General features: G+C 63.8%; 11 protein-coding genes and 2 tRNA genes. 6 read left to right on the forward strand and 7 right to left on the reverse strand.

Annotation, left to right across the window (positions count from 1 at the left end; genetic code table 11):
- The 3 genes from FJ039_11630 to FJ039_11640 form a co-directional block, all read left to right on the forward strand.
- Positions 1-137: transposase (locus FJ039_11630; GenBank protein MBM4406802.1), on the forward strand; the 137-nt coding region annotated here is incomplete at its 5' end.
- A 3-nt stretch (positions 138-140) separates the two neighbouring features.
- Positions 141-755: an alpha/beta fold hydrolase gene (locus tag FJ039_11635; protein ID MBM4406803.1), complete on the forward strand. Its 615-nt coding sequence runs from the start codon at positions 141-143 to the stop codon at positions 753-755.
- A gap of 754 nt (positions 756-1,509) precedes the next feature.
- Positions 1,510-2,832, forward strand: a complete 1,323-nt coding sequence (locus tag FJ039_11640) for a DUF2851 family protein (GenBank protein ID MBM4406804.1) — start codon at positions 1,510-1,512, stop codon at positions 2,830-2,832.
- Here the strand turns inward: FJ039_11640 and tsaD are convergent.
- From tsaD to FJ039_11670, 6 genes are all read right to left on the reverse strand, one after another.
- Positions 2,829-3,872 (reverse strand): tRNA (adenosine(37)-N6)-threonylcarbamoyltransferase complex transferase subunit TsaD, encoded by a 1,044-nt coding sequence (tsaD, locus tag FJ039_11645; GenBank protein MBM4406805.1) that lies wholly within the window; start codon positions 3,870-3,872, stop codon positions 2,829-2,831. The two genes, FJ039_11640 and tsaD, sit on opposite strands and share 4 nt — an antisense overlap.
- Positions 3,873-6,116 carry an AAA family ATPase gene (locus FJ039_11650; GenBank protein ID MBM4406806.1) on the reverse strand — a complete coding sequence of 748 codons (2,244 nt, stop codon included), beginning with the start codon at positions 6,114-6,116 and terminating at the stop codon, positions 3,873-3,875.
- Positions 6,117-6,183: 67 nt separating this feature from the next.
- On the reverse strand, positions 6,184-7,020 hold the full coding sequence (locus FJ039_11655) for a class I SAM-dependent methyltransferase (GenBank protein MBM4406807.1): 837 nt from the start codon (positions 7,018-7,020) through the stop codon (positions 6,184-6,186).
- A gap of 34 nt (positions 7,021-7,054) precedes the next feature.
- On the reverse strand, positions 7,055-7,972 hold the full coding sequence (locus tag FJ039_11660) for a spermidine synthase (GenBank protein ID MBM4406808.1): 918 nt from the start codon (positions 7,970-7,972) through the stop codon (positions 7,055-7,057).
- A 6-nt stretch (positions 7,973-7,978) separates the two neighbouring features.
- On the reverse strand, positions 7,979-8,341 hold the full coding sequence (gene speD / locus FJ039_11665; protein MBM4406809.1) for an adenosylmethionine decarboxylase: 363 nt from the start codon (positions 8,339-8,341) through the stop codon (positions 7,979-7,981).
- Positions 8,342-8,494: 153 nt separating this feature from the next.
- Positions 8,495-9,595: a phosphotransacetylase family protein gene (locus tag FJ039_11670; protein ID MBM4406810.1), complete on the reverse strand. Its 1,101-nt coding sequence runs from the start codon at positions 9,593-9,595 to the stop codon at positions 8,495-8,497.
- Between the two features lie 74 nt (positions 9,596-9,669).
- On the opposite strand from FJ039_11670, the gene FJ039_11675 reads away from it, so the two are divergent.
- From FJ039_11675 to FJ039_11685, 3 genes are all read left to right on the forward strand, one after another.
- Complete coding sequence (locus FJ039_11675) at positions 9,670-10,431, forward strand: SDR family oxidoreductase (protein ID MBM4406811.1); 762 nt, start codon at positions 9,670-9,672, stop codon at positions 10,429-10,431.
- A gap of 111 nt (positions 10,432-10,542) precedes the next feature.
- Positions 10,543-10,614: transfer RNA gene (locus FJ039_11680), tRNA-Met, on the forward strand.
- Positions 10,615-10,646: 32 nt separating this feature from the next.
- Positions 10,647-10,722 (forward strand) — tRNA-Val (locus tag FJ039_11685).
- An 82-nt stretch (positions 10,723-10,804) separates the two neighbouring features.
- Here FJ039_11685 and FJ039_11690 read toward each other — a convergent pair.
- A partial coding sequence (locus tag FJ039_11690; GenBank protein MBM4406812.1) for a site-specific integrase occupies positions 10,805-11,710 on the reverse strand: 906 nt, incomplete at its 5' end.

The raw sequence follows: 11,710 nt of genomic DNA on the forward strand, positions 1-11,710 counted from the left end.
AGGTGGAGGTGCTCCTCGGACAGTGGAGGCGAATCTACAACGAGGCCCGGCCCCACAGCGCCCTCGGCTACCGCCCGCCAGCGCCTGAGGCGATGTTGCCACGACTGGCGTTCAGCAGTTCCGCCGGACTAACATAGCGAGTGGTACAAAGTCTGGGGGCAGGTCATACCCAAAAGCGCAAATCAATCACTACTGTTGTCCACGGTACTGGAGCTGCGCACTTAGATTGGTGGAGGCCCAACTCCTCTTTTATGAATGGGGTTGCTAGTCAGGTTAGGAACTTATACACCTCTCCGGATTACTTTCGTTGGCCAGGTGCAAACAACGATAAAGATCGAAGACGGGCCGCACGGGCTTTGGTCGACTGGGTAAATGGACATCTAGAACCTCGAGGGTATCTACAGCTGATTTGCCATAGTCACGGTGGTAACGTAGCAATGCTTGCTACCGAGCTAGACTTGAACATTTCGCATTTGATCCTTTTAGGAACTCCAATTCGTACTGAGTACACCCCAAACCTAAAGAGAGTCTGGACCGTCAACAATGTCTACGTCCCCTGGGACATTGTCCAAACCGCTGGATCACTGCCATATCGGAGGGGTGAAGGCCGAGCCCTTGCCGATACAAACAAGTTATTCAATAGGCCAATTCAGAACAGGATCGGTGGTATCAAACAGTCGCACTCAGACCTTCACGATTGGAAAGTTTGGATTGACCCGGCCAATAGGCTGGATCAGATGCTCTGGAAGTTTTAGTCGGATTTCTGGCCTAATATCGCCAATGTGTCTAATACGGCAACCTCAACAACGTGCCTCCAAAGCGAAAGAACGAAGCGTGGGTAAAGCGCGAAGAAAAGCGCAGCACGAAGCGTAAAGGCAAAGCGCAACGGTGAAGCGAAATAAAAAGCCAAACAACAGGTCTATTTTGCTCTCAAACGCGTACGCTTTACGTTGAGATGTCAAATGGATCTTAGGACTTTCCACGACACATTTTGGCTGTCAAAGCGATACTCGTAGCGCACCGATCACATTTCCCCTATGTCTGGCGAACGTGTACGGGTCTCCAAACGCACGAAGTGTTGCGAAGGGGCTTCAGGAACGTTACTAAAGCGCAAAACAAAGCGTGGACAAAGCGCGGGGTTAAACGAAGCACGAAGCGTAAAAGCAACCACAACGGTAAAGCGAAAACAATACAAAACAACGGGTCTATTTTGCGTTCGCCGCTTTCGCTTCAAGCCTCTTTAGGACCTACCGAAGCGGAAAGTACTCTACAAACTCTCCATCAGGCCAATAGAAACAACGGCAATCCCCGTACACAGCCTATAAAGACTGTGGGAGGATAATGGGGTGAAAGTCTACAGATGAAAGGACGAGCCATTGAACGCGTCACCCAGCATTGCAAAGGTCAGTGGTTCCCGCTTTGATGTTCCTTCAAGTAAAATGAAAGACGGAAGGTTATAGGTTTAGGCTTACCAGGCCCGCCTAGACATGACCCCGCCGGAGCCGCCCGATGCCAAAGGCTGACACTCCCAGCGAGCGCCGCCTGCAACGGCAGTGGGCGCGGCAGGAGCCGAGCGCGTCGGCTCTGGCCACGCCGGATGGCCGCCCGGTCCGCGTCCTCTTTCCCGGCTGGCCGAACACCGATTCCGGCCCTGACTTCCTCGGGGCCCTTATCGAGCGGGCCGATGGCCGCCTCCTCCACGGCGATGTGGAGCTGCACCTTGCCCCGTCAGGCTGGCGTCAGCACGGCCATCATCGGGACCCGGCCTATAGCAAAGTCGTCCTCCACGTCCTCTGGCAAGGCGGCTCGAGTAGAACCGACCTTCCGGCCGAGGCTATCACCTACAGGCCGAACATCTCTCCGGACGTCGCGCCCTTGCCCATCGCTGACGACGCGCGCCCGTGCGTCCACAGCGCAGATGCCTGGGATGACGCGGCGATCGGCGGCTTTCTTGACCGCGAAGGCGAAGGCCGTTTTGCGGCAAAGGCCTCCTCGCTCGCCGCCGCCATCGCCGCTCAGGGCGCGGAGGAGGCGCTGCACACCGCCCTCTGCGAAGCCCTCGGCTACGCCAAAAATATCGAGGCATTCCGCGCCCTGGCGGAGCGGATGCCTCGCGCGCAGCTCCGAGCAGCCGCCTACGCTTCGCCCCAGGCAGATCGCCTGGAGATAGTCGAGGCGCTCCTCTTCGGCGCGGCGGGCCTGCTCCCAGCCCAGCGCGGCATCCAAGGCGATGCCTACGCCACGCGCCTTGAGGCGCTGTGGCGCGCGCATGCGCCCGCCGTCCCAGCGCCGGCGCTCCCCTGGCGCGCCTTCCGCGTCCGCCCGGAGAATGCGCCGCCCAGGCGCATCGCAGCCCTTGCGCGGCTTCTCGCCGGAAATCTGGAGGGCGGCCTTTCCCCCACAATCGAAGTCGCCCTCTCAGCAGCGGCGCGGGAAGGCGCCGCATCGTCCATCGCCCGCGCGCTCACTGTCACAGCGGAGGGCTACTGGGCGCGGCATGCCGATCTCGGCGCGCCATGCGCCGAAAGCCCCACGCTCCTGGGGAAGGCGCGGGCCGCCGAGATCGTCGTCAATATCGTCCTTCCCTTCTTCAGCGCGCTGGCGCACAGAAGAGCGGATGCATCGCTCGCAGAACAATGCCGCCGCCTCTACGGGATGCACCCGCCTCTGGCGGAGAACCACATCACGGAGCGGATGGAGGCCCTGCTGCTCCCGGGCCGGGCGCGCACCATCGTCACCACGGCGCGGCGCCATCAGGGGCTCATCGGCCTCTATAAGTCGCGCTGCTTCGCCCTCCGCTGCCGGGGGTGCGCCTTCGCCGCGCCCGCCTAACGCGCCGCCACAAGGGGCATGTTGGGCGAAACGTCCAGGTCCAGGCCGGCCTGCTTGCCGCGCATCAGCGAGTAATAGCCGCTTGCCGCCACCATCGCGGCATTGTCCGTGCAGAGAACGAAGGGCGGGATCGTCACGGGCACCGGGGAGCGCTCGGTCAGGCGCTGGCGCAGCGGCTTGTTCGCCGCGACGCCTCCCGCCAGCATCACAGACCTCACGCGATAGGCCTTCGCCGCCTCCACCGCCTTGGTCACCAGCACATCCACCACGGCCTCCTGGAGGCCCGCCGCCACATCCGCCACCTTCGCCCGGAGCAAGCCCTTCGCCTCTTCTCCCTCAGGCGGCGGATAGAGGCCCAGCTCCTGCGCCAGGTGAAGCGTGGCCGTCTTGAGGCCGCTGAAGCTGAAATCGTGGGAGCCTCTCAGCCAGGCGCGCGGCAGCTCCACGGGGCCCTTGGCCTCTTCCGCGATCTTCTGGATGGCGGGCCCGCCCGGATAGCCGAGGCCGAGGATGCGCGCAGCTTTATCGAAGGCCTCGCCCGCGGCATCGTCGCGCGTGCGTCCCACTAAAACGTAGTCGCCGTGGCCGCGCACCAGCACCAGGTCCGTGTGCCCGCCGGAGACGATGAGGCAGAGGCTCGGCAGCTCCGGCGGCTTTCCCGGCTCGCCGTTGAGTCCGAGCCAGTTGGCATAGATGTGCGCCTCCAGGTGATTCACGCCCGCCAGGGGCTTCCCCTTGCCGAGGGCCAGCGCCTTCCCATAGTTCACGCCCACCAGGAGCGCGCCGGCGAGGCCGGGGCCGGAGGTGACGGCGATGGCGCCGATATCGTCCCAATCGGCCTTCGCCCGCGCCATCGCCTCGCGCACGATGGGGACGATCTGCAGAACGTGCTGGCGCGAGGCGATCTCCGGCACGATGCCGCCATAGCGCGCGTGGATCTCCACCTGGGAGGAGATCACATTGGAGAGGATGCGGGAGCCGTCTTCGATGACGGCCGCCGATGTTTCGTCGCACGATGTTTCGATGCCGAGAACCTTCATCTAGCCCTCCAACCGTTGCAGATTCGCCAGGCTGTGCAATAAACGCTTCACGCCCGTATTCCCCCGGAAGGCCACCGTCACCACCTGGTCGCTCCCATCCGGGACGCAGGAGACGACGACGCCTTCGCCGAAACCGCTGTGCCGGACGCGCTCTCCGGCGCGGAAGGCGATCGCCACGGGCTGCTTTGGCTCGGCAGGCTTCATATAGGAAGGGAGCAACGCCGCTCCCTCGGGCGCGCGGCCCGCGGAGACCGACGCCGTCGAGGGCGAGACGTAGCTGCGCTGCTCTCTGTGCCTGCGCGGGTTGGCGGTCAGCTTCGCCGGGATGTCGCTCAAGAACCGCGAGGCCGGGTTGTTGCTGCGCATCCCCATGGCGGCGCGGCGGTAGGCCCGCAGGAGATAGAGGCGGTTCTGGGCGCGCGTCATGCCCACATAGCAGAGGCGGCGCTCCTCCTCCATCTGGGCCGGGTCTTCGAAGGAGCGGATGTGCGGCAGGACGCCCTCCTCAAGGCCGACGATGAAGACGACGGGGAATTCGAGACCCTTTGCCTGGTGCAGGGTGATGAGGTTCGCGGCGTTGGCCCGCTGGTCCAGATTATCGAGATCGGAGACGAGGGCGACATTTTCGAGGAACTGACCGAGCTGGTCGCTCTCCCCGGTGTAGACAAGCTGGTCGGCCGCCGTCTTCAATTCGCCCACGTTCTCCAGCCGCTCGTCCCCGCGCTCGTCGCTCGCCAGGAGCGAATCGCGGTAGCCGGTGCGCTCCAGCACCCGGTCAACGAAGCGCGCGACGCTGACCTCGCGGCTCTCCGCGCCCAATTCGTCAATCAGCGTCACAAAGGTCGTCAGCGACTTCACGGCCCGCGCCCCCAGGTCGGGCAGCCCGCTCGCCGCGCCCTCTTCGGGCTGCGCCAGCAGCTGGATCGCCGTATAGAGCGGCACCTGCTGCTGCCCGGCCCAGCGCGCCAGCTCATCCAGGCTCCGCTGGCCGATCCCTCGCGAGGGGACATTGACGATGCGCAGAAGACTCACATCGTCGAAAGGATTGTGGATCAGGCGCATGTAGGCCAGGACGTCCTTCACCTCGCGCCGCTCGTAGAAGCGCGTGGCGCCCACGAGCCGGTAGGGAAGTCCGTAGCGGACGAAGGCCTCTTCCAGAGGTCGCGACTGGGCGTTGGTGCGGTAGAGGACGGCGCAATCGCCGTAGCGGATGCGCTCCCGCTTCACCAGCGTGTCGATCTCGCCCACCACCGTCTGCGCCTCGTCCTGCTCGTCCAGCGCATCAATCACCGTGATGGGCACGCCCGTGCTATTGTCCGTCCACAGCTCCTTGGCCTTCCGCGCCTTATTCAGCGCGATGACCTTCGCCGCCGCCTCCACGATGGTCTGGGTCGAGCGGTAGTTCTGCTCCAGCTTCACGACCTTGGCCCCGGGGAAGTCGCGCTCGAAGTTCAAGATGTTCGTCAGGTCGGCCTGCCGCCAGGAATAGATGGACTGGTCGGGATCGCCGACGACGCACAGGTTGCGATGGCGGCCCGCGATGAGTCGCGCGAGGCGGTACTGCGCGGCGTTCGTGTCCTGGAACTCGTCCACCAGCACGTGGACGTAGCGCTCTTGGTACTTCTCGAGCAGATCGTGGTTCTTCTCCAAAAGATGCACGAGGCGCGTGATGAGGTCGTCGAAGTCCATGGCATTGCACTGGCGCAGGAGGCCCTCATAGCGCTCGTAGACCCGCGCCACCACCTCATCAAAGTAGCCCGCGACGCTCTGGGCGAAGGCCCCCGGCGTCACGAGCTTCGCCTTCGCCGCCGAGATCGTGTGCTTGATCGCCCCCGGGCCGAACTTCTTCGGGTCCAGGTTCAGCTCCTGCATCGCCCGCTTGATGAGGGCGCTCTGGTCGTCCTCATCGTAGATGACGAAGTTCTGCTCCAGGCCCGCCGCTTCAGCCTCGATGCGGAGGATGCGGGCGCTGATGGCGTGAAAGGTGCCGATGGTCAGCCCCTTGGCCGATTCCCCTACCAGGCGGTCAACGCGCTCCACCATCTCGCAAGCCGCCTTGTTGGTGAAGGTCACGGCCATGATGCGGTAGGGGCGCACGCCACACGTCTTGATGAGGTAGGCGATGCGGTGGACGATGACGCGCGTCTTGCCGCTGCCCGGCCCGGCGACGACGAGCACCGGCCCGTCAATAGACTCGACGGCTTCACGCTGGGCGGGATTCAAGCCCTGGAGAAAATCGGCCATAGGGAAAGAAAGTATATCTCAGTCTCAGGCGCAACCGGTCGTCCGGCTCGGCGGGCGCGATGGCCGCCTACAAAAGCAGCACGGCCCGCATCGCCAGGAAGAGCGGGATCTCATCCCTGGCCCGGTCTTCCGCCTTCGCCCGCGGCCCAGGCTGGCTCTCCCGGTGGGAGGCCCACTCCTCCAGCGCGTCAACGGCAAAGCCGGCCGCAGCGAGGACGCTCACATAGGCCTGGAGCGGGCGGTGGAAGCTCCAGGCCACCAGCCCGGGCTGAGCGCCGGGATGGACTTGGATCGGGATCTTGTTCGGCGTCAGATAGCCATCCACGCGGCGGTACTGGAGCTTGCGCTGCTCGTCCCAGCCCCAGCCGCTCTGCCTGGGCGCGCGGAAGGCCGGGTGGTTCATCACCACCACCAGGCGTCCCTTCGGCGCGAGGAGCTTCGCGCACCCGGCGAAGACGAGCTCCACGGGGTCGATGTTCTGCACCGCCAGGATGCAGACCGCGGCATCGAAGGGCCCTTGCACCAGCCCTTGCAGGCGCGTCGCATCGCCAGTGACGTAGGTGATCTCCCTGGGCGATTGCCGCTTCGCGCGCTCGATAAGCTCCCGCGAGGCGTCCACGCCCGTGACGCGCGCGCCCCCTTGCACCAGCATCCGCGCGAAGGCCCCCTGCCCGCAGGCTACATCGAGAACGCGACGGCCTGCGACTGCGCCCAAGAGGCGTAGCACCCCGGGAAAGACGACCTTCTGGTGGTAGTCGCTGCCGCGCTCGCCGGAGAGGCTGTCATACCAGCGCGCCGTCTCGCCACGCCACGCCGTTTCGCTCCCGGGCCCCCGCTCGGCCCTAAGTGAGGGGCGCTCAAGGCGCTGCGGCGGCCCTCGGAATGGAGGTCGGCGGCGTGACATGAGACTATTGTACCCCTGAGAGAGCTACAGGCCGCTACGCCTCGAGGTAGACCTGGCGGTCCTTCGTGATCGTGCGCCTCTCCCGGGCGATCTTCTCCCGCAGCCACTTCGGCAGGTTGAACATGCCGATGTGCGCCTGCCCGTCGTAGTAGCGCAGCGGGCGGGAGAGGCGGCGCTTGATGCGCCGGTCTATCTCCGCCGCCGTCAGCGAGAGCGGCTTCGCCCCGGGGCCGGACATCGCATAGCCCCAATCGCTGGCGAAGGAGACCATGTTGACCGTATAGGGGAAGACCTTGCCGGTCCCTTTGCGGACGGTGTTGCAGATGGCGCTGTGCAGCCCAGCGGTGCCGTAACTCGCAGGGCCGGCCTGGGTGACGATGATGCCGCCGGGCTTCAGCCGCTTCAGCAGCATACGATAGAAATCGGCGGTGTAGAGCAGGACGCCCGGCCCGCCTTCCAGCGGGTCGTTGATATCCATGATGATGACGTCAAACGTTTCCTTGGTGCGGCGCAGGTAGGCCAGGGCGTCTCCCGCGATGACCTCGGCCCGTGGATTCTCGAACGCCCCCTCGTGCCACGACGGCAGGTAGCGCTTGCAGATCTCCATCAGCTCGCCGTCAATATCCACCATCACGCACCGCTCCACCCTCTTGTGCAGCAGCACGTCCCGCAGCGTGGCGCCCTCGCCGCCGCCGCCGATGAAGACGCGGCGCGGATTCGGATGCATGATCAGCGCGGGGTGGACCAGCGCCTCGTGGTAGATGAACTCGTCGCTCTCCGCCGATTGGGTCTTCTCCTCAAGGAGGAGGGTGCGCCCCATCGGCTCCGTCTCCACGATCTCGATGGGCTGGAACTTGGATGCGCCCTTGAACAAGCGCGCGCGCAGCTTGAACTGCTGGATGAGGGTCGGGCTGACCCGCTCGGTGTACCACTCGCCGCTGCCGGAGGTCATCGCGGCCTAGCGGAGAGCGGCGACGGGGACGAATCCCCGCTTGATCTCTTTGATCTCCGAGTCTTTGGCCCCGAGCCTCTTCAAGATGTAGTCGGCGGCCTTGCGGGGATTGAAGTCGCCGCAGGTGAAGACGTCAAGCGCGGCGTAGCCGTATTCGGGCCAGGTATGGATGCTGAAGTGAGATTCGGAAATGGCGACGATGCCGGTGACGCCCTGGGGGGAAAACTTATGGAATTTGTCGCCCAGGATGTGGACGCCCAAATCTCCGGCGGCTCCGAGCAGCGTGTCCCTTACAAACGTAAGGTCATTCAATTTTGCCGGATCGCAGTTTTTGCACTCGACCAGCACGTGAACACCTAGCGTTTCCAATCTCACCCGCCTCCCAAGTAGAGTGGTTTACAAAACTAATAGTAGCAAATCTCCACAGGGATGCAATAGCTGCGAACAAATTCGCGCGGCGAAGATCGCGGCAAGCGGGCCTGTGCGACCGCGCGCAGCGCGCGGGAGATTCCGCGCGGCGAGCTATACGCCGAGCGCGTGGAGATCGGCGTGCGACTTCAGGAGATCCTTCGCGCGGGCGAGTTTCTGCGGATAGTGGAAAGTTGCTTTCGTGACGAACGATTCCATCGCCGCCACCGTGTCCAGCGTGCTCTTCGCCACAATTACCACGGGCACGCCCGCCTCCGCCGCACGGTCGGTCACGTACGGGATCGGATCCTTCCCGCCCGTGAGGATAAGACATTTGGTCTTTTCCCCCAGGACATTCCATTGCAGATCGGGCCGGTCCGCCCGGGTCACCAGCGCCTTGCCGCTCATCCGCTCATAGTAGAACTCGCTCGAATCAACGACGTTCGCGCCGAGGATGATGTGCTCAACAAGCTCGTTGATCTTCTCATCGCTGGTCACTACGCGCCCGCCCAGGAGCTGCGTGTAATCGGCCACGGAGAGGCTGAGGAGCAAGCGGTCCTGCGGGATGACGCCGAGGACGCGCACGCCCTTCGCCGCGAGCGCAGGCGCGATCTCCTCCCGCACCGAGCGCATGTTCAGCTCCGGCACGCCGTTGAGGATCACGCCGAGGAATCGCTCGCCGAACTGCGCCTTGAGCGCAACGACGCCATCCATCGCCATCCCGCGCTCTCCAGCCACAACGGCGACGACCTTCGCCTCGCACACTGCCGCAAGCTCCTTCGATGCCGTGGCCGTCTCTTCGGCGGTAGGCAAGCCCTCCACAACGATGGTCTCTTTGCCTTTGCTCAGGTCGGCCAACCGCTTGCGCACAGTCGTCGAAAGCTCTGCGCCCAAGCCGCCCGCCAGCGACTTGACCGTTACGGCGGCAGGCGCCATAACCGCCGCCGGCTCCGCCAGGCCCAGCGCCTGCTTGCAGAAGGCGGCGTCGCCATCGGTATAGCCGGCAGGGACGGCATCGGCGAAGGCGGCCACAGGCTTGATGTACCCAGCGGCCTTGCCTCGCTCCTTGAAAAGAGCCACCAGCGATGCCGCGATGGCGGTCTTCCCGGCGCCCTTCGTCAGCGATGTGATGTAGAGAGCGTTCACAAAAGCTGTCCTCACCAAGGCATTGTGAATGCGGTAACGAAGTGTAGCACAGGGGGAATCCAGCCTCAAGAAGCCTGTCTCACGCCTCCCTACGGGATGAACAACGGTTGACCGCCCTGCCGTATATCCATATAGTCCCTCGCATGCCGCAGGAGAGAACTGTCGCCATCGTCACCGGGGCGGCCCGCCCCTGGGGCCTCGGCCGCGCCGCCGCTCTCGCCCTCGCCAGGAAGGGCATAGCCATCGCTATCGCCGATATCCGCGACGACTGGGGCAAGAAGGCCGCAGAGGCCATCGCGCGCGAGACGGGCCGCGAAGCCCTCTTTGTGCAGACCGACGTCACGAGCCGCGCGAGCGTCGAGGCAATGGTGAAGAGCGTCGTCTCCTCCTGGGGCCGCATTGACATCCTCGCCAACATCGCCGGCATCGTCGCCCGCGAGCGCGTCGAAGAGGTAAAGGATGAGACCTTCGATCGGCTCGTCAACGTGAACCTTCGCGGCACCTTCCTCGCCTGCCAGGCCGTCATCCCCGTGATGCGGCGCCAGCGGAGCGGCCGCATCGTCAACATCGCCTCCGGAGCGGCCGTCCAGCCCATCAAGGGTCTCGGCGTCTACGCGGCCACCAAGGCCGGCGTCAACATCTTCAGCAAGGTCCTTGCCTGGGAGGTCGCTCCCTACGGCATCATCGTGACCGTCGTAGCCCCCGGGCGCATTATCACCAACATGGGGCAGGAGTCCGGCCCAGAGGAAGAGGCCTTCGCAGCCGAGGTGCGCGGCTCGCCCTACATGCGCGCCCAGCGGCCGGAGGAAGTGGCCGGCGTCGTCGCCTTTGCCGCAACGGAGCCAGGCATCGCCATGGCGGGGCAGACCTTTCACGCCAACGGCGGCTCCTACATGGTCTTCTGACCGATCCGCCCCTTTCCCACTCCTGTTGTCACGCCGATTTTCGTTGCCCTCTCCTCCTGGCTGTGCTATATTTTCCGATTGTGGGCTGGCGTCAGGTCGCCCGCATCCAGTGCCAACGTAGCTCAGTGGCAGAGCGGGCGCTTCATAAGCGCTAGGTCATAGGTTCGAAACCTATCGTTGGCACTCCTTATTCCTCTTCTCGGACTCGTAGGCCAGGGCGGTTAGCTCAGGGGTTAGAGCACCCGTTTCACACGCGGGGGGTCAGTGGTTCAAATCCACTACTGCCCACCACTTCCTAACAGGGTGAAAAGGCCCTGGTGGTGGTTCCCAGGGCCTTTTGATCTTGCGGCTGTGTACCCGTTTTTGTACCCATTCACCCTGTTACCGGCTCTTTGGCTTGCTCAGGCTTCTTCGCTGCCATCAGGCCTTCCTCGAAGCGTAGGGCGGCGGCCTCTTGCAGGCCGGGCAGGATATGGGAATAGATATCCAACGTCGTTGACACGCGGCTGTGGCCGAGGCGGGACTGCACGATGGACGGGTGGACGCCTTGCCGGAGCATCAGAGTAGCGTGGGCATGGCGCGTCGTATGGAAGTTGAAGCCGTCCATGCCGAGCTTGCGGACGAGCTTCTTGAACGCACCACTTACGGCGCGGGGCAACATCCGTAGGCCGTCGCGATAGCGAAAGACGGGACTGTCATCGGTGACCTGATAGCTAAAGGTCGCGGCGTCGGCCTGCTGGCGCTCACGCAAGGCCCGGAGCACGAGGATCGAAGATGGCGTGAGGCTGACTAAGCGCCGACCCTTGGCGGTCTTGGGTTCGTGATAATGAGTCTGGCTACCCTTTGCATGATAAATGTTCCGATTCACTGAGATCGTGCCCATGTCCAGGTCTACGTCTCTCCACTGCAAGGCCAACGTCTCATTTCTCCGAAGGCCGGTATGGAAGGCGATAAAGAATAGCTCGTAATACTCTTTGCCCTTCGCTGCCTCAAGGATCCGGTGGATGGCATCGGCGTCGGGTGGGCGGAGTTCCTTCCGCGTGACTCTCGGCGGCGTCACGATCTGGCAGGGATTGCGGTAGATAAGCTTGCGGCGGAGTGCATCATTCAGCGCCTTGGAGAGTCGAAGATGGGCGTGCTGGATCATACTTGGGGACGTCCCCTCGGCAAGCATCGCGGCGTATGCCTTGTCTATGTCTGCCGGCTCTAACTTAGAGAGCTTGATGTGGCCAAGGCGCGGGATTAGATGCACACGCGTCGTTGTCTCATGTCCGGCGTA

Source organism: Chloroflexota bacterium, assembly GCA_016875535.1.
Taxonomy (GTDB): Bacteria; Chloroflexota; Dehalococcoidia; order SHYB01; family SHYB01; genus VGPF01.

Coding starts and splice junctions, on each gene's coding strand:
- FJ039_11640 (MBM4406804.1), top strand. CDS start 1,510: ATGCCAAAGGCTGACACTCCCAGCGAGCGCCGCCTGCAACGGCAGTGG.
- tsaD (MBM4406805.1), bottom strand. CDS start 3,872: ATGAAGGTTCTCGGCATCGAAACATCGTGCGACGAAACATCGGCGGCC.
- FJ039_11650 (MBM4406806.1), bottom strand. CDS start 6,116: ATGGCCGATTTTCTCCAGGGCTTGAATCCCGCCCAGCGTGAAGCCGTC.
- FJ039_11655 (MBM4406807.1), bottom strand. CDS start 7,020: ATGTCACGCCGCCGACCTCCATTCCGAGGGCCGCCGCAGCGCCTTGAG.
- FJ039_11660 (MBM4406808.1), bottom strand. CDS start 7,972: ATGACCTCCGGCAGCGGCGAGTGGTACACCGAGCGGGTCAGCCCGACC.
- FJ039_11675 (MBM4406811.1), top strand. CDS start 9,670: ATGCCGCAGGAGAGAACTGTCGCCATCGTCACCGGGGCGGCCCGCCCC.